Here is a 17,335-nt window from a genome sequence, read left to right on the forward strand (position 1 = left end):
ATCTCAGCGCAGGCGTACGAGCTGCCGTGGATCCTCCATTGGGAGCTCACCGTTGACTGATGCGCTGACTTTGAGGGTCTTCAGCGACAGGCTGCCACCCACCGTGGACAAGAAGGCTGTATCTGAAGAATCCCTTCCTGCCGTGATGCGAAGCATGGACTCGCGGGGCGCCAGCCCAGTGGGATCGATGATGTGCCATTCACCTTCGATGTACGCCTCTGCCACAGCGTGGAAGTCCATGGGGCTCAGACCTGGTGCGTACACGGCCGCGAGGCGGGCGGGGACATCCTTGGACCTGAGCAGGGCAATGGCCAAATGGGCGAAGTCACGGCATACACCGCGGCGGTGGAGAAGCGTCTCCACCGCCCCGTCGGTTCCCCGCGAGGATCCACTGACGTAGCGCAGCTCTCCATTGACCCAATCGCGGACAGCGTGGAGCAGTTCGGCCCCGCCAAGGCTGCCGAACTCGGCGTAAGAGGTGGGCAGCAACCGATCAGATTCAGCGTAGCGGCTAGGCCGGACGTACCGGATGAGTTCCATTGGAGAGGGTGTGTCCCGGTCTGCGAAGCCATGGACACTTGCTTGGTAGTCAACCGTCACTTCGCTGGGCTCCGCGAATTCCATGTATTGGAAGCGGCCCCCGTGATTGTCGCTGAGTTCAGCAAAGGGAATCTCGTTCCCATCCACAGTGATGGAGAGTGTTTCCGTCACTGACTCGTACCCCGGATTGTTGGCCACGGCGATGGCCATGGCCACTTTCGTGTTGGCTACAGTCTTGAAAACGAGCTTGGCAGCAACGTTGCGTTCCATTGATCTCCGGGGTGGGTTGCGGCGGGACAGCCCCCGATGCCGCCGTTGTATGGATCAGCCAACCGCAGGACTACAGATTGACCTTCAGAGACAGTAGCATCCGTTGGACGTTGGCGAATTCAGAATCATGGGCGACGTACTTCGCGGCCAGGTCCAACGTGTCAAAAGTCTTTGCCGGGGCAACTTTTTCATCGGCGGCGAAGGCATGGACCGCTGCGACATCCCCGAAAGAGTAGTCGCCCTTGCCGGAAGGTCCCTGAACGCGGTTCCTCAATTCGCAGGCCTGGCCGTCGGCGCCGGCCACCATGTTGGTTATGCCATAGGATCCGAAGAATTTGTAGCCTTGGATCACGCGGAAAACGACGCGGGGATCGATGGTGTCCGGACCATCGGAGTGTGGAACATCCAGTGGCACGCTGCTGATAACAATGTAGGGATGGCTTTGGCCAGTGGGGCAAGCGATTGGCCCTGCAGGTGGCAGGCCTGTCTGCAGGGTCGCGATGTATCGGCCCCCGCCATCTTTCACTTCGACCTTCAGGGCACCTGGCAGTGAACCAGCTTCAGCCGTGACCGACTGGGCAATCCAATCGCCAGGGAGTTCGAAACTGACCTTTTTGGCGGGGTCCGTGTAAGTCTTCCAGGTCAATGCCGTGGCTACCGGGCTCGGGTCAGAGCTGGATGCAGCACTTGAGCCGGGTGTGGCGGACGGTGAGCTGGAGACGGCGTCTCCTGACGGCGTCGTACTCTTCGACCCGGCGTCCGGGGACGGGAGGCCCGACTCTGAACTGTTGGGATGGGAGTCGGAGGTCTGGGAAACCTGTGGCCCCTTGTTTTCAGTGGAACAGGCCGCTGTAGTCGCAAGCAGGACCGCACCCAGTACCAATGCGCCTAGCCGAAGCTTCGCCGTCATGCTGTTCGGGTGGACAGTGCCGTTCGGGTGGACAGTGCCGTTCATGCGCACAGCTTATCGGCGGGTAAGGTCCGACACGGGATTTGACGGCGTACTAGGCTGAAGACATGGCTCCCGATCAGCATGACGCATTCGAGGACAACATGCCCACCATGTCCGCCGTTGACGTTGCGGATTGGCGGCTTCGGACCTTCGCCCTCTATGACCAAGTACGGCAGCTGGCGGCCACGGATCCGTTCGATGCACACAACTATTGGCGCCAGGAGCGCGACCGGATGTTTGCTACCCATCCCGCGTCCGCCCTGACAGCAGAGATGAAAGCATCCTTCTCCGGGTTGCGCACGGCCGACTACGATCCCGCCTTCCGGATGTACGTTCCCTTGTCACCGGAGGGCACTGGACAGGAAATGAATGTTGAAACAGGGACCGACGGCGTAGTTCCGTTCGTGAGGATTGGAACCTTTGAGTTGCCGGGACTCGGATCCCTGGCCGTTTGGCGGCTGCGAAGCTACGGCGGCGGCATCTTTGTGCCTTTGCGCGACGCTACCGCCGGCAAAGAGGGTGGAAGCTACGGCGCCGGAAGATACCTTTTGGACACAGTGAAGGGCGCGTACCACGGTGTTCGCCGCATCGATGAACAGGAGGAGTTCATCGTGGACTTAAACTTCGCCTACAACCCCTCCTGCGCGTACAACGAAGCCTGGGCGTGCCCCCTTGCCGGACCGCCCAACCGGCTCGCAGCCGAGGTACCAGTGGGTGAGCTGTATTTGGGAGAAGGCTAACGCCACCTGAAGCCAGGCGCCCTGCCGTGTCCAACTGCGGCACAGCGTCACGGAACCGTAAGTTCCGGGACCCCCGCGACAGACCGTAAAAGCCTAGCCTTGGAGCATGAACAGAATCGGGCGGATGATCCGTGCCCACAAGATCCTTGCCACCACAGTGGGCGTGGCTGTCGTGGTCCTGGTCATCGCAGGGGCCGCGCTGTTCCAGCCCTGGCGGCTGTTTACGAGCAGTAGCGTGAACGAGGCCCTGCCGTTCGCTCCTCCCGCCTCAACATCGGCGTTCCCTTCCACTGCACCGACTTCCGATGCACAGGCCAGCGGCTCGCCGGCCCCCACCACGTCTGCCTCAACCCCGGCAGCCAAGACCGATCCTGTGGTGCTGGGCTTCGGCAATTTCCAATCCCAGGAGCATCAGACTTCTGGTACTGCACAGCTCTTGAAACTGCCCGATGGCTCCCGTGTGCTGAGGTTGGAAAACCTGGCCAGCAGCGATGGCCCGGACGTCAAGGTCTGGCTCAGCAGCCTTGAAGCAGGTGGCGATTGGTACAAGTACCGCTCGGGTCGGTATGTGGACCTCGGCCCGATCAAGGCCACGCACGGCAACCAGAACTATGTCATCCCCTCTGGAGTGGACCTCTCCGGCCTGTCAACGGTAGTGCTCTGGTGTGACCGTTTCAGCGTCGCTTTCGGATCGGCACAGCTTGCCTGATGCCGTGCGGGGCCACGTCTGCGCACTTACGTGGGGTCTTGGGGCGTAAAGCGGGCCCCACAACCTGTTGCAGGACGTAGGATGTCATCATGACTTTTCCCCTTCCCCGTCGTATCGCCCGCGTCCGGCCCTTGGATACACAGGATCCCAACGAGCAATTCTTCGTTGCCAACGACGCCCTGGACTTCGACTCCGCGGCCGGGCAGCAGTGGATTGTTATCGATTCGCCTTTCGGGGCATCAAGGGCAAACGCGAGTAGCCCCTCGCGGCACGGTTGGGAAAAAGGCGCTGGGGTGAGCGAGGGTTCTTTCACTTTCCTCGCACCTTCAGTGCCGGCCAACGTCCTTGGTATGGCCCACAACACCGGGCAAGCTGGCAGGGACCTTCCACCACAGGCATTTCACAAGGCCGCATCCAGCGTGATCGGCTCCGGCGAAGCGATCCAGCTGAGTTCGAACGTTGGTCATGTTGACCCGGAAGCCGAACTGACGGTCGTCGTCGGACGTACAGCGAGGGGCCTGACGCTGGAAACGGCGGGTTCGGCAATCCTCGGCTACACCATCGGGAACGATGTCTCTGCACGCGACCTCCAAAAGACCGACGAACTCTGGATCAGCGCGAAGAGCCAGGACACTTTCACACCTGCAGGTCCGTGGATCGTCACCGACCTGGACGCCGCAGATCTTTCCATCCGGATCGTCCACAACGGCACTGGCCTCACACCCGCCAGCACGGCGGACCTCGGCTGGAAAGTGGACGAGATCATGGTCTACCTGACCTCGTTCATGACCCTCCACCCCGGCGACCTGGTCCTGACTGGCTTCCCCGCCGAATGCGCGCGCATTCAGCCAGGTGACACCGTTGTGTGCCGTGTGGAAGGAATCGGGGAGCTCTCCAACCCCGTCACTAAGGCTTCCTGGGAGGACGTGCCCGCATAGTGTGTCAGGCTTAACCTCATGGAGACAGCCGCAGACGCCGCCGAACTGCGGCCGCCTCCCTTACAGAAGCCTGCCAGGAAGAGACATCGCGGCCTTCTCAAGTACCCTGTGGTGCGGCAACTGCTTCGCTTCACCGGCGTCGGAATTCTCTGCACAGCGAGTTCGCTTGCCCTCTATGCGCTGCTGCGTCCCTGGATTGACCCGCAGCTTGCCAACGCCGTGGCGTTGATCGTCACGTCCTTCATGAATACAGCGCTGAACCGCAGGTTGACCTTCAAGATCAGAGGTAGCAGGAAACGCGGCCAGGACCACATGCATGGGCTGATCGTCATAGGCATTGCCTTGGTCATCACTGGCGGGAGCCTGGGCATCCTGCATCTCATCCACCCCGAGGCTACTGTCAGTGAAGAACTCTGGACCACGACGCTCTCCGGCTTCGTCGCCACGGGCGTCCGGTTCACCCTCTTGAGGCACTGGATTTTCCGCCGCGCCCGCCACGTGTGACTAGTTGTGCTGGGGAGACGCCAGGTTCCGGACACGCCCGACGGCGGCTTCCACGGCTCCGGCAGCTTGCTCGAGTTCGGCTTCGGTAACAGTTGAGGCGAAGCTGAACCGCACGGCTGTTTGCGCTATCTCCGGGACAATGCCCAAAGCCAGCAGCACCGGTGACGGCGCGTCAGATCCGGCAGCACATGCCGAGCCGCTGGAGCAGACCACGCCCAGGCGTTCCAGCTCAAGCAGGACTGATTCGCCGCTGGTTCCAGGGAAGCAGAACGATGCGATCGATGGCAGCCTCTGGCTTCGATGCCCTGTCAGTATGGCACCGGGGACGGTTTGGAGGATGTGCGAGACGAACCGCTCCCGCAGGCCAGAAACCCGCGAGGCCAGCTCCGGCTGCTCGCCAAGGCTCAAAGTCAGGGCGGTGGACAACGCCACGGCCCCGGCCACGTTCTCTGTTCCGGACCTCTTTCCCCGTTCCTGGCCTCCACCATGAACCAACGGCTCCACGCGCGTCCGGCCCTTTGTGAACAGGACACCGGACCCCTTGGGCGCGCCCAGCTTGTGGCCGGAAATGCTCAGGGCATCTACGCCCAGGGCCTTGACGTCCAAGCTCAGCCAGCCAGCCGCCTGGACGGCGTCAGTGTGGAAGGGGATGCCAAACCCGTGGGCTACGGCAGCAAGGTCCGCGACGGGCTGGACCGTACCAATCTCGTTGTTTGCATACATGATGCTCACCATGGCCGTGTCCGGCCGAAGGACGGCGCGTAGCGCGTCCACCGTGACCAGCCCGTCGCGGTCCACCGGCACCACGTCCACCGTGAAGCCATGCACGCGTTCGAGGTAGCGGGCGGATTCTTCCACCGCAGGATGCTCGATTGCGCTTATCACTACCCGATTCAGCGAGGGATCAGCCGCATGCCGGGCCAGTGCGATTCCCTTGACGGCCAGGTTGTCAGCCTCCGTGCCGCCCGAGGTAAAGGTCACCTCGCCAGCGCGGCAATTGAGCACCTTCGCGACGGCGGATCTCGCCTCTGCGAGCGCCGTGGCCGCCGCTTCACCCAGGCTGTGGTGGCTGGATGGGTTGCCAAACTCGCCGCTGAGGTACGGCCACATGGCTTCGAGCACCTCGCGCCGGACAGGTGTGGTGGCTGCAGCGTCCAGGAAGATCATGGAACTCAGACTGCTTCCAGCTCTGCATCAGCTCGCAGTTCGATATCCAGCCCGAGGTCCAGTGCCGAAACACTGTGCGTCAGCCCGCCGATGGAGATGACGTCTACGCCCGTTGCCGCGATCTCTGCCACTGTGTTGAGGTTGACGTTTCCGCTGGCCTCCACATTTGCCCGTCCATCTACCTGCTTGACGCCTGCCCTGAGTTCATCGATGGAAAAGTTGTCCAACATGATGGTGTCCACTCCCGCGGCCAGAACGGGTTCAATCTGATCTGCCCGGTCAACCTCAACTTCAAAGTGAGTGGTGTGTCCCAGCTGGGCCTTGGCGGCCACGAGCAGTTCAGTCAGTCTTGCGGGGTCGCCGCCGGTCATGACAGCCAAGTGGTTGTCCTTTGCCAGGACGGCATCCGACAGGCTGTAGCGGTGGTTCGCTCCCCCACCGCAGCGCACGGCATAGCGTTCCAGGACACGCAAGCCAGGTGTCGTTTTGCGTGTGTCCGTGATCCGGGCGCGCGTTCCTTCAACCAGCCTGACGAATTCTGCGGTCTTGGTGGCGATGGCGCTCATCCGCTGCACCAGGTTGAGTCCGACCCGTTCCGCCAACAGGACCGAGCGTGCACTGCCGGTGACGCGGGCGAGGTGGGTACCGGCGTCGAACGCTTCACCGTCTGCCAGCAGCAACTGGACGTCCGTATCCGGGTCGACGAGCTTCATGGCGTCGCGGAACACCGTTCCACCGCTGAACACGCCCGGGACTCGGGCGTTCAGTACCGCAGTGGCACGTGCCCCGGCGGGGATGAGCAGCTGTGAGGTGATGTCACCGCTGGGCGCGTCCTCCGCGAAGGCCCTTTCCAGGATGTCCCGGACGGGTGCCGTGGGAAGGGTCAGGTTGGTGGTGGAGGTCAGGTCAGTCATTGATGAGGCTCGCTTTCCGGCTCATGGTGTAACGCTTGTCAAAATCGTCGACGGCGGCTGGTTCCGCCACGCCATCGCTGCGGTAGTGGGCCCCAAGCGACTCCCGCCGCTCCCGCGCAGCGCGCACCAGCAACTGCGCCGCGAGCAACAAATTAGCGTCCTCATGCACCCTGGGGTCCAAGGAGACCGGCGCGCTCAGGGGCAGAACGGCCTCGGCCCAGGAATCCAGCCCGGCTTCGGCCTCCGCCAGCAGGACCCCGTTGCGGAGCACACCTGCCTTGGCAGTCATCAACCGGCGCAGCGCGTTCCGGGAGAACCCCGCCGACGGCACGAAATCGAAACCGGCGGAGGCGCCTTCCATTCTGAGCGGCGCCGGAGACCCCGACAGCGCCGTTGTCGCCTCAGCGGCTGGCGGGGTCCCGGCAGCGTGCGTAAAAGCGAGGCCGCCCGCGGCCGAGTTAGCACGCAGAGGGAGCGCGTCCGCCGACCCCAGGAACCCCTCCACAGCCCGCCGCCCGAAAACGAGCCCTTCAAGCAGCGAATTGCTGGCCAGCCGATTGGCGCCTTGGACTCCGGTGCAGGCAACCTCACCAGCGGCCAACAGCCCAGGAACAGATGTGCGGCCGTAAAGGTCCGTCACCACTCCACCCATCCAGTAATGCGCCGCTGGAGCGACGGGGACGGGCTCACGGCTCCAGTCAAAGCCGGCTTGGCGTGTGCGTTCGCTGATGGTGGGGAAGCGCTTCTCAAGGAAGCCTTCCCCCCGCTGTTCCTCGATCACGGTTGCATCGAGGAACACGTGACCGTTGGGGTCACCGAGCGCCGCAAGGTGCAGGGCTATGCTCCGGGAGACGACGTCCCTTGGGGCAAGCTCGCCGTCCTGGTGGTAATCGGCCATGAACCGGCGACCGGTGGCGTCCACGAGGACGGCACCTTCGCCGCGGACAGCTTCGGAGATGAGCAGAGGGTCAGTGTTTTCTTCTGCCTCAAGGGCATCGCCAGCACGGACCATGCACGTGGGATGGAACTGGAAGAATTCGAGATCGGATACCTCGGCTCCGACCCTCCAGGCCAGGGCGAGCCCGTCTGCTGTGGCGACGGATGGGTTGGTTGTTTGTGCGAACAATTGACCGGCGCCCCCGGTGGCCAAAAGCACGGCATCGGAGTAGCGGGCCATTTCCCTGCCTTCATGGAGGAAGTTCACCCCCATCACGCGACCGCGTCCCGGCACGTCCTGGTACAGCTCGCCATCCTGGATCAGTGAGGTTACCTGCGCGTGCCCGATCACCTGGATTCTTCCAGCCGCCTGGAAGTCCAACACCGTCTTGATCAGGGCAGCTGCAACGCGGGCACCTGTGGCGTCACCCCCGGCGTGGAGGATACGCGGGGCAGAGTGGGCGGCTTCGAGTCCCAGGGAGGGATCGCCGTCGTCGTCGAGGTCGAAACGGACGCCGAAGCGTCCAAGCCCGGCAATGTCCATCCGGGCCTCGGTGCACAGCACCCGCACGGCTTCCTCGTCGCAGTGGCCCGCACCGGCATTGAGGGTATCGGCGATGTGGGCAGCAACGGTATCACCCGGAGCCGGCTCATCCAGGACAGCCGAGATGCCACCCTGGGCCAAGTACGTATTGCTGTCCGCGAGCGCGCCTTTAGTAAGCAGCACCACTTCGGCTCCGGCTTCGGCGGCAAGCAGGGCTGAGTAGAGCCCCGCAATGCCGCTTCCGACGACGATCAGCCGCTTGGGCTGGTGCCCTCCAGCGAGGCTTCCTGAGGTCATGTGAGGCTCGATTCGGATCGTCCGGAAGACCGGTGTTGGTAGCGGTTAGGCAGGCTTGGCCGCCAGCATGCGCTCCAGCGCAATTTTGGCGTTGTCCTGCACGGTGTCATCCACGGTGATGCGGTTGACGATGCGTCCTTCGACGAGTTCCTCAAGCACCCAGGCGAGGTAACCAGGGTGGATGCGGTACATGGTGGAGCAGGGGCAGATAACGGGATCCAGGCAGAAGATCGTGTGCTGTGGGTTTTCCGCGGCGAGCCGGTTCACCATGTTGATCTCTGTACCGATGGCGAAGGTGGTGGGCTCGGTAGCTGCAGCGATCGCCTTCTTGATGAAGTCGGTGGACCCTGCGGAATCGGCAGCATCCACAACTTCCATGGGGCATTCGGGGTGCACGATCACGTTGACGCCGGGGAAGTCGAGGCGGGCTTTTTCGATCTGGCCCACGTTGAAGCGCTTGTGCACCGAGCAGAAGCCGTGCCAGAGGATGACGCGGGAGTCCAACAATGTTTGTTCGTCATTGCCGCCCAGTTCCTTGCGGGGGTTCCACATCGGCATCTGCTCCAAGGGGACGCCCAGGGCCTTTGCGGTGTTGCGGCCCAGGTGCTGGTCGGGGAAGAACAGGACGCGCTGCCCACGCTCGAAGGCCCATTCCAGGACCACCTTCGCGTTGGAGGAAGTGCAGACAATTCCGCCGTTGCGGCCACAGAAGGCCTTTAGTGCAGCAGAGGAGTTCATGTAGGTGACGGGGATGACCGGAACGCGGCCCTGGGCGTCGGTGTCCGTGCCGAAGATTTCTTCGAGCTGTTCCCAGCATTCCTCTACGGAGTCCTCATCAGCCATGTCCGCCATGGAGCAGCCGGCCGCCAGGTTGGGCAGGATGACTGCCTGTTCGGGCGTGGAAAGGATATCCGCAGTCTCTGCCATGAAGTGGACGCCGCAGAAGATGATGGCTTCGGCGTCGGGCTTGGTCAGCGCAGCATTGGCTAGCTGGAAAGAGTCACCCACGAAGTCGGCATACTGGATGACTTCGTCACGCTGGTAGAAGTGGCCCAGGATCACGGCACGGTCCCCGAGCGTCTTTTTGGCAGCCCGGATACGGGCATCAAGTTCAGCGTCCGTCGCCCGCTTGTACTCCTCCGGGAGCTGTCCCTGCCGCGGCGTCTCCTTGGGAGCGACGTCGCTGCTGGAGGCTCCCGGTCCGTAAGCGGGGGCACCGGCAAGAGCCTCGGCAAGGTCATACTCCCAGGGCCCTTTGGCCAGGGCCGGGCTGCAGGTGGATCCTGCCCGGGAAAGGCCCTTCTCGGCTTCCTCTCGGGTGATCAGCTGGACGGCAGTATTGACGCTGCTCATGGTGTACTCCTGTTATCTGGCCCGAGACCGGGCGTGCCGGTGAAGCGGTAGAGGCGTGGCGGACGGTGTTTTCCGCCCTGCAGGTATTCACCGGTTTCTTCAATGTCCGGTGTGGCTTTGATATGACGGCGGAAGTTTGCCGGATCCAGCTGGCGGTCCAGCACGGCTTCGTAGACTTCACGGACCTGCGCGAGAGTGAAGAACTCTCCCAGCAGGTGGTAGGCGATGGACCCGTAGGCCATCTTGTTGCGGAGGCGCCAGAGCGCGTAATCCACAATCGCGTTGTGGTCGAAGGCGAGTTCGCCGAGCCTGTCAGCCCGGAACCACCGCACATTTTCCGATTCGTCTGCGAGGGCCGCTTCGGTTGGCTGGACGAGTGCCCAGTAAACGATGGATACCACTCGCTGGCTGGGCGAGCGATGCAGGCCGCCGAAGGCGTAGAGCTGTTCAAGGTATTGCGGCACCAGGCCCGTGGTGTCGCGAAGGTTGCGCGATGCTGCATCCTGGAGAGATTCATCGTGCGCCAAGGGTCCGCCTGGCAGCGCCCACATGTCTTTATATGGTTCACGGATTCTGCGGACCAGTGGCAGCCATAGGGTGGGACGGCCGGATGTTTCGCTGGGGCGGAGGGCGAAAATCACCGTTGAGATTGCCAACGACGGCGGCGCCAGGCGGCGTTCAGCAACGTTCGCCGATATCGGATTCACGGCGTTCACCTCGCTTCATCGCCGTCTGGAGATCTTCTCTCCACCCTGGAATCTTAGTTAAAGTCATCTTGACTAGAACTAATGGTACGACTCTGCAGCCCCTTGGCAAAATGCCCTGCGTCACACTGACTTGGCGGCGGCTTCCATCAGTGGCAGAGTCCGGCCCTGGATGTGGCTGTTGAGCACTATGACGGACGAACAACGGACCACGGATTTGGTGGCGATCATCGCGTCCAGCACCCGCTGCATATCAGGATTTGAGCGCGCTGCAATGCGAACCATCAAATCGGAATTTCCCGTCACGGTGTGCACTTCAATGATCTCCGGGATGGCGCTAAGGCTCTGGATGATGGCGTCGTGACCGATCTCCTGGGTAATGGTGACCGAACAGAACGCCACCACGGGGAAGCCGAAGTTGGCCGGATCAGGCTGGGGAACCCAGGACCCGATCACTCCGTTTTCGATCATTCGGTCAATCCGGGACTGCACCGTAGCCCTGGCAACCCTCAGCACGCGGGATGCTTCCAACACGGAGGACCTCGGCGAATCCGTGAAGAAACGTACAATTTTTGCATCAAGTGCATCGACCAGCATCAAAGTTCCTGTCCCCGGGGATTCTTACCCATCACATCGCCACAGCAAAAAGTGATGTATCTTACAAACTGCGAGAATTATTCCACGGCTCTTGCTGCGTCGTCGACGCCCAGCTTGCTCAGCCCAAGAGGCCGGCTCGCTACACCGAGTATGAAATCCATAGAAGGTAGACACGTATGACAACGAAGTCCATCGCGGCTCCTGCGCCAACTTCCGGCCTTGGCCATTCACTTAAGCCACGCCAACTCACCATGATGGGGCTCGGAAGCGCCATCGGAGCAGGCCTCTTCCTCGGCTCCGGCGCAGGCATCCAGGCTGCCGGCCCGGCGGTCCTGATCTCCTACCTCGTGGCGGGAACCCTGATCATCCTGGTCATGTGGGCCCTGGGCGAGATGGCTGCCGCAAACCCCAACAGCGGAGCATTCTCCGTCTACGCCGAAAAAGCCATGGGCAAGACCGCTGGCGGCACCATTGGCTGGCTCTGGTGGCTACAGCTGGTGGTGGTCATCGCGGCCGAAGCCCTTGGCGCGGCAGGCCTGCTCTTCACCGTGTGGCCGGTGGTTCCAGTGTGGGTGCTCGCCCTGGTGTTCATGGTGGCGTTCACCGGCATCAACCTCGTGGGCGTCCGGAATTTTGGCGAGTTCGAATTCTGGTTCGCCATCCTTAAGGTTGCGGCAATCGTCATCTTCCTCCTCATCGGCGCCGCCCTACTGTTCGGCTGGCTGCCCAACGTTGCCTCACCCGGCCTGTCCACCTTCGGGGACTTCGCCCCCAACGGAATCGGCGGCATCGCAGCTGCTCTGTTCGTGGTGATCTTCGCCTTCGGTGGAACGGAAATCGTCAGCGTCGCCGCCGCTGAAACCGAGAACCCCGCGCACAGCGTCGGCAAGGCCATCCGCACTGTTGTCTGGCGAATCCTGGTCTTCTACATCGGCTCGGTATTCGTCATTGCGGCGGCTCTTCCCGTTGGCTCCGAAGGACTGAAGTCCCCGTTCGCGGGCGTACTGGACCTCGCAGGAATTCCTGGGGCCGGTGCCGCCATTACGCTGGTGGCCGTCGTTGCCCTGCTTTCGGCCTTGAACGCCAACCTGTACGGCGCCTCAAGAATGATCTTCTCCCTGTCGGAGCGCGGCGAGGCCCCGGGCTTCCTGTCCAAGCTGAACGGCTCCAAGGTGCCTGTGGCCGCCGTCGGAATTTCGGTTGCGTTCGGCTTCATCGCAACCGTCCTGGAACTGCTCTTCCCCGAGCACGTACTGCCGGCGCTCCTGAACCTTGTGGGGTCCACCTGCCTGGTGGTGTGGGGCACTGCTTTGGTCTCGCAGTTCATCCTGCGCCGCAGGGCCGACCGCGAAGGCACCGAGCTGCCGCTGCGGATGAAGGGTTTCCCGGTCCTTACGGTCGTCGGGATCGTCCTGTTGGCCATCATCCTCCTGGTGGGCTTTGCCAACCCTGAGAGCGCCGGCCAGCTGATCGGTACGTTCATCCTGATCCTGGTTATCGCCGCTGGATGCTTCCTCAACGCCAAGGCGAAGGCCGGCAAGCAGCCACTACAGACCAAGTAGCCGCCTGCTCATTGAAACCAAGAGGCCCTGTGCAATTTGTTTTGCACAGGGCCTCTTTGCGTATCCAAATTGTACAAAGTGTTTCGTTGAAACTGAGCTGATTGCGCACCCCGATTGTTGGTGACTAGTGTCACAGCCATGACAACGAAACCCGTGCTCGCCGCCGTCGATGAGGATGCGGCGCCGCTTACGCACGAACAGCTGCGTGAGCTCTATTCCCTGATGGCTTCCGTCCGCCGCCTGGACTCCGCAGCCGTCGCCTGGCAACGCCAGGGCATCATTCCCGGCTACGCGCCCCAGCTGGGCCAGGAAGCCGCGCAGGTAGGCAGCGGATATGCCGTTGACCGGACCCGCGACTTCGTGTTCCCCACCTATCGCGAGATGGGCGTAGCCCGGGCAATGGGGCTGGACATGGTGGGCTACATGTCCACACACAAAGCCACGTGGCACGGCGGAATGTACAACCCGCTGGAATCCCGCTTCGCTCCCATCCAGGCCGTAGTAGCGGGATCGGTATTGCATGCTGTTGGCTGGGCCCACGGCCAGACCCTCTCCGGAAAGCCCGACGGCGAACGCGGCGTTGCCATGACGTACTTCGGCGATGGAGCATCCTCCCAGGGCGATGTCCACGAGGCCATGAACTTTGCTGCTGTGATGAAGGCGCCAGTGGTCTTCTTCATCCAGAACAACGGCTGGGCAATCTCCGTCCCTACGGAGCGCCAGGTTGCCGGCGGCTCAGTCGCTGCACGCGCCGCCGGATACGGAATTCCTTCCCTGCAGGTGGACGGGAACGACGTCGTCGCTGTCCATGAGGCAACGCGCTCGGCTTTCGCGCATTGCCGTGCCGGTAACGGCCCGGTGGTGATCGAAGCCATGACCTACCGCCGCGGACCCCACTCCACGGCGGACGACCCCGGACGATACCGCACCCTGGAAGAGGAACGCCTGAGCGCGGGTGAGGATCCCCTTGAGCGCTTCAAGCAGCGCCTGCTCTCCGAGGGCGTTGCGGATACCGCATTCTTCGCCCGCGCACAGCAGCAGGCCCAGGACGAAGAGGAAGCCGTTCGCACGGGTATCGAAGCACTTGGGCCCCGTCCCGGTGCAGAGATGTTCAGCCTCGTTTTCCAGGAACCAACGCCCACCCTTCAATCCCAGGCCACTGCGTGGCGCAAGGAGTCCGAACATGTCTGAGGCAGCCACAGCACTATCGTTCGCTCCCGGGCCGGTCACGATGGAGACTGAACCCGTCCTGCACCTTTCCATGCAGCAGGCACTGAACCGCGCGCTTGACGAGATCCTGGCCGACCATCCCAAAACGGTCATCTTTGGCGAGGACTGCGGCCGCTTGGGCGGCGTTTTCCGGATTACCGACGGCCTTCAGGCCAAGCATGGCGAAGAACGGGTCTTCGACACCCCACTAGCTGAGTCCGCCATCCTGGGCATGTCGGTAGGACTGGCCATGGCGGGCTTCCACCCCATTCCCGAAGTACAGTTCGACGGCTTCGCCTACCCGGCCATCAACCAGATCGTGTGCCAAATCGCCCGGATGAACTACCGTAGCCGCGGCACGCTCCCGATGCCCATCACACTCAGGGTTCCAAGCTTCGGCGGAATCCGCGCTCCGGAACACCACGGTGAAAGCCTTGAAGCTCTGTTTGCGCACGTTCCCGGCCTCAAAGTGGTTTCGCCCTCCACCCCACACGACGCTTATCACCTCCTCAAGTACGCAGCCACGCGGCCGGATCCCGTCATCTTCATGGAGCCCAAGTCCCGCTACTGGCAGAAAGGTCCGGTAGTCGTCAGCACTGCGACTCCCGGTCAGGCAATGCTCGACGCCGGCATGGACGACGGCGGCAGCCTCACCGGCGCACGCGTTGCGCGGGAAGGCCGTCACCTGACACTCGTCGCTTGGGGCGCCATGGTGGCACGGTGCCTCCAGGTTGCCGAACTGGCAGCAGAAGACGGCATCGACGTTGAAGTCGTGGACCTGCGCTGGCTGAAACCAATCGACGCCGAAGCCCTGGCGAGGTCCGTCGGGAAGACGCGGCGCGCCGTCGTCGTCCACGAAGCCCCCTTGACCTCAGGCCTTGGCGCCGAAGTCGCCCAACTGATCACGCAGCATTGCTTCCAAACGCTGAAGGCGCCCGTGGAGCGCGTGACCGGATTCGACGTGCCCTATCCCTCCGGTGACCTGGAGGACGAATACATTCCCAATATCGACCGCATCCTCTTTGGGATCCAACGCGTACTGGAGTACCGCCGTGGCTGAAATTTCCTTCCCGCTCCCGGATCTGGGCGAAGGCCTCATCGAAGCGACCGTCCTGGATTGGCTCGTATCCCCGGGCCAGCAGGTGGAACGCAACCAGCCCATTGTGGAGCTGGAAACCAGCAAGTCAGCGCTCGAATTGCCCAGCCCCCAGGCGGGTAAAGTGGTGCGTATTCACGGGGCGGCCGGCGAGACCATCAACGTCGGCGAACCGTTGATCGTGTTCGAGGTACCGGACGACACCGCCGGAATCGTGGGCACTGTTCCGAAAGACGAAGCACCCAAGCGCCGGGTCCGCCTGAGCGCCGTACTCGATGAGGACTGACATGATGACCGGCAGGCACACCGTGGAACAGCAAAGGCACACCGTGGAGGGAACAGACCCTGGTTTGTTCGTGGAAGTCCATGAGCCAGCCACCGACGCCGGCCTCCGCCCGGTCCTGCTGATCCACGGTTTTTCCTCATCCAGCAAACTAAATTGGGCGGACAGCGGCTGGATCACAGCCCTCCAGGACGCCGGACGCCGGGTCATTACCGTGGACCTGCCAGGCCACGGCAGGAGCCACTCCCCCGAAGACCTGGACTCGTACACGCCCAGCCGGATCCGTGCGGACCTCCTCCAGATCGCCACCGACGCCGGCGCGCGGCCATTGCGCGACGGCGATCCTTCCACAGGACTGGACATCGTGGGCTACTCCTTGGGATCCCGGCTGGCCTGGGAGTTCGGCGCAACCCAGCCGGACCTGGTTCACCGGATCGTCCTGGGCGGACCCAGCTCAGCGGATCCGTTAGCAGCTTTCGACCTCGTTGCCGCACAGCGGTACTTGGCTGATGGCACACCCATTGGGGACGAGTCCACCGCCGGGCTGCTGAAGATGGCACAACTGTTGCCCAGCAATGACCTGTTCGCGTTGCTTTCGCTCATCGAGGCAATCAAGGGTGAGCCGTTCGACCCCGATGAAGCTGCACCGCACGTGCCCATCCTTTTGGTTGCCGGCGAAAAGGACGATCGGGCAGCCACCATGCCCGAACTCGCGCACCTCGCCGGCAAGCGGGGGGCCTTGGTGGAGACTCTTGTAGTCCCGGGACGCACCCACACGAACGTGATCACTAGCAGGGCTTTTAAGGAAGCTGCCATCGAATTCCTTGGCGTGTAGCGACGGCTCAGGCCGGCGCTAGCGGATCAACCGTTCCGCGTTAAGGCTCATTCGTTCCAGGACGCTCAACGCCATGGCATATTCATCGATCCCTATGCCCATGGATAGGTCCTGGCGGGCGGCTTCCACATAGCGGAGGGCCTCGTGGTATTTTTCCCGGCCGAGTTCGCTGAGTGCCAGGCGGTCATCAATCATGGTGATCATGCCCCTGCCCACCAACGAGGCAAGCTCCCGCTCCCGCAACCGCGTGTCATTGCCCCAGAATGGGCGCAGGATCTCATCTAGCTCATCCGGACGGGCCGTTCCCTCTGCCAAAGTGGCCAGGGTCTGCCACTGCCGCCGGCTCAGCTTGACCCGGGCCAGGGTGGCATCGAGTTGGAGTTCCAGCGCGGCGTCGAGCCTCTTGATCCAATATCCAATGGGCTTGTTCACAAGCCCATGCTTCCAGCGGATGCCTCACCCGGCAAGCATTGAACGGTAGGCTGGAAGCAGCCAAATTACGTGGAAGTGGGGCAAATGGGCATGCGTTTCAAGGACCGGGCGGAAGCCGGCCGGCGCCTGGCCGAAGGACTCCCCCAGTTCAGGGAACGGCCAGACACGATCGTCCTTGGCCTGGCCCGCGGAGGTGTCCCCCTGGCCGTTGCGGCCGCCTCCGCGTTGTACCTGCCCTTCGGCACCATTTTGGTCCGCAAACTGGGGATACCTGGCCGCGAGGAGACTGCCTACGGCGCACTTGCGTGGTGCCAGGGCGACGTCGTCCGCATCGTCAACAAGCCGCTCAAGGAACATGTCCTGGCCCATGGCATCAGCCAAGCCGCATTGGATGCAGTAGAGGCACATGAACGCGCCGAACTACTTCGGCGCGCCAGGCAATACCCAGGAATCGAGAACGACCTTCGAGGTAAGACCGTCATTCTGGTGGACGATGGCCTGGCCACCGGCGCCACCATGCGTGCTGCCGTAGAGGCCGTGCGGGCATCAGGTGCTCACACGGTGATCGCCGCCGTTCCCGTGGCTTCGCTGGAAGCCGCAACATCCTTGGCACGGGTCTGCGACTTCATGATGGCACTGCACACGCCCGGCAAATTCCATGCTGTTGGCGCGTTTTATGAGCGTTTCGAACAGTTGACGGACGACGACGTCGTAGAGCAACTGGAAGGCGCAGGGGCCCCAAGGGGGAGATAG

Annotated in this window: 19 protein-coding genes; 10 read left to right on the plus strand and 9 right to left on the minus strand. The window is 62.7% G+C overall.

The features are described 5' to 3' along the window. Nucleotides 1-3 precede the first annotated feature (3 nt). Both LDN90_RS16055 and LDN90_RS16060 read right to left on the minus strand, forming a co-directional pair. A complete protein-coding gene (locus LDN90_RS16055; protein ID WP_216923902.1) occupies nucleotides 4-810 on the minus strand; it encodes a transglutaminase family protein in 807 nt (268 codons plus the stop codon). A 70-nt stretch (nucleotides 811-880) separates the two neighbouring features. Further along, on the minus strand, nucleotides 881-1,765 hold the full coding sequence (locus tag LDN90_RS16060; RefSeq protein ID WP_223946338.1) for a hypothetical protein: 885 nt from the start codon (nucleotides 1,763-1,765) through the stop codon (nucleotides 881-883). Nucleotides 1,766-1,827: 62 nt separating this feature from the next. Between LDN90_RS16060 and LDN90_RS16065 the strand changes: the two genes are divergently transcribed. From LDN90_RS16065 to LDN90_RS16080, 4 genes are all read left to right on the plus strand, one after another. Next, a complete protein-coding gene (locus tag LDN90_RS16065) occupies nucleotides 1,828-2,502 on the plus strand; it encodes a DUF1684 domain-containing protein (RefSeq protein ID WP_216923904.1) in 675 nt (224 codons plus the stop codon). 106 nt (nucleotides 2,503-2,608) lie between these two features. Continuing rightward, nucleotides 2,609-3,211, plus strand: coding sequence for a DM13 domain-containing protein (locus LDN90_RS16070; RefSeq protein WP_223946339.1), 603 nt, complete (start codon nucleotides 2,609-2,611; stop codon nucleotides 3,209-3,211). Between the two features lie 89 nt (nucleotides 3,212-3,300). Then, the gene (locus LDN90_RS16075) at nucleotides 3,301-4,149 is read left to right on the plus strand and encodes a fumarylacetoacetate hydrolase family protein (RefSeq protein ID WP_223946340.1); all 849 of its coding nucleotides are present in this window, start codon (nucleotides 3,301-3,303) and stop codon (nucleotides 4,147-4,149) included. An 18-nt stretch (nucleotides 4,150-4,167) separates the two neighbouring features. After that, the gene (locus tag LDN90_RS16080) at nucleotides 4,168-4,653 is read left to right on the plus strand and encodes a GtrA family protein (protein ID WP_216923907.1); all 486 of its coding nucleotides are present in this window, start codon (nucleotides 4,168-4,170) and stop codon (nucleotides 4,651-4,653) included. Here LDN90_RS16080 and LDN90_RS16085 read toward each other — a convergent pair whose 3' ends face one another. From LDN90_RS16085 to LDN90_RS16110, 6 genes are all read right to left on the minus strand, one after another. Beyond that, nucleotides 4,654-5,820 (minus strand): cysteine desulfurase family protein, encoded by a 1,167-nt coding sequence (locus LDN90_RS16085; protein WP_223946341.1) that lies wholly within the window; start codon nucleotides 5,818-5,820, stop codon nucleotides 4,654-4,656. 5 nt (nucleotides 5,821-5,825) lie between these two features. After that, on the minus strand, nucleotides 5,826-6,734 hold the full coding sequence (gene nadC, locus LDN90_RS16090; RefSeq protein ID WP_216923909.1) for a carboxylating nicotinate-nucleotide diphosphorylase: 909 nt from the start codon (nucleotides 6,732-6,734) through the stop codon (nucleotides 5,826-5,828). Then, a complete protein-coding gene (locus tag LDN90_RS16095) occupies nucleotides 6,727-8,511 on the minus strand; it encodes an FAD-binding protein (protein ID WP_223946342.1) in 1,785 nt (594 codons plus the stop codon). The genes nadC and LDN90_RS16095 overlap by 8 nt, the downstream gene beginning before the upstream one ends. 45 nt (nucleotides 8,512-8,556) lie before the next feature. Further along, a complete protein-coding gene (gene nadA / locus LDN90_RS16100; protein ID WP_216923911.1) occupies nucleotides 8,557-9,864 on the minus strand; it encodes a quinolinate synthase NadA in 1,308 nt (435 codons plus the stop codon). Beyond that, complete coding sequence (locus LDN90_RS16105) at nucleotides 9,861-10,580, minus strand: NUDIX domain-containing protein (RefSeq protein WP_216923912.1); 720 nt, start codon at nucleotides 10,578-10,580, stop codon at nucleotides 9,861-9,863. Before LDN90_RS16105 ends, nadA begins: the two co-directional genes overlap by 4 nt. Nucleotides 10,581-10,691: 111 nt before the next feature. Continuing rightward, complete coding sequence (locus tag LDN90_RS16110) at nucleotides 10,692-11,165, minus strand: Lrp/AsnC ligand binding domain-containing protein (RefSeq protein ID WP_216923913.1); 474 nt, start codon at nucleotides 11,163-11,165, stop codon at nucleotides 10,692-10,694. Between the two features lie 176 nt (nucleotides 11,166-11,341). On the opposite strand from LDN90_RS16110, the gene LDN90_RS16115 reads away from it, so the two are divergent. The 5 genes from LDN90_RS16115 (at nucleotide 11,342) to LDN90_RS16135 (ending at nucleotide 16,150) form a co-directional block, all read left to right on the plus strand. Then, nucleotides 11,342-12,727: an amino acid permease gene (locus LDN90_RS16115; protein ID WP_216923914.1), complete on the plus strand. Its 1,386-nt coding sequence runs from the start codon at nucleotides 11,342-11,344 to the stop codon at nucleotides 12,725-12,727. A gap of 138 nt (nucleotides 12,728-12,865) precedes the next feature. After that, the gene (locus LDN90_RS16120; RefSeq protein WP_223946343.1) at nucleotides 12,866-13,918 is read left to right on the plus strand and encodes a thiamine pyrophosphate-dependent enzyme; all 1,053 of its coding nucleotides are present in this window, start codon (nucleotides 12,866-12,868) and stop codon (nucleotides 13,916-13,918) included. Between the two features lie 40 nt (nucleotides 13,919-13,958). Next, complete coding sequence (locus tag LDN90_RS16125) at nucleotides 13,959-14,996, plus strand: alpha-ketoacid dehydrogenase subunit beta (protein ID WP_223949309.1); 1,038 nt, start codon at nucleotides 13,959-13,961, stop codon at nucleotides 14,994-14,996. Continuing rightward, the gene (locus LDN90_RS16130) at nucleotides 14,989-15,318 is read left to right on the plus strand and encodes a biotin/lipoyl-containing protein (RefSeq protein ID WP_223946344.1); all 330 of its coding nucleotides are present in this window, start codon (nucleotides 14,989-14,991) and stop codon (nucleotides 15,316-15,318) included. Before LDN90_RS16125 ends, LDN90_RS16130 begins: the two co-directional genes overlap by 8 nt. 1 nt (nucleotide 15,319) lies before the next feature. Beyond that, a complete protein-coding gene (locus tag LDN90_RS16135) occupies nucleotides 15,320-16,150 on the plus strand; it encodes an alpha/beta fold hydrolase (RefSeq protein WP_223946345.1) in 831 nt (276 codons plus the stop codon). An 18-nt stretch (nucleotides 16,151-16,168) separates the two neighbouring features. On the opposite strand, the gene LDN90_RS16140 is transcribed toward LDN90_RS16135, so the two are convergent. Further along, nucleotides 16,169-16,582, minus strand: a complete 414-nt coding sequence (locus LDN90_RS16140) for a MarR family transcriptional regulator (RefSeq protein ID WP_223946346.1) — start codon at nucleotides 16,580-16,582, stop codon at nucleotides 16,169-16,171. Between the two features lie 69 nt (nucleotides 16,583-16,651). On the opposite strand from LDN90_RS16140, the gene LDN90_RS16145 reads away from it, so the two are divergent. Beyond that, nucleotides 16,652-17,335 (plus strand): phosphoribosyltransferase family protein, encoded by a 684-nt coding sequence (locus tag LDN90_RS16145; RefSeq protein WP_223946347.1) that lies wholly within the window; start codon nucleotides 16,652-16,654, stop codon nucleotides 17,333-17,335.

This window comes from Arthrobacter sp. NtRootA1 (assembly GCF_019976975.1).
Lineage (GTDB): Bacteria > Actinomycetota > Actinomycetes > Actinomycetales > Micrococcaceae > Arthrobacter > Arthrobacter aromaticivorans.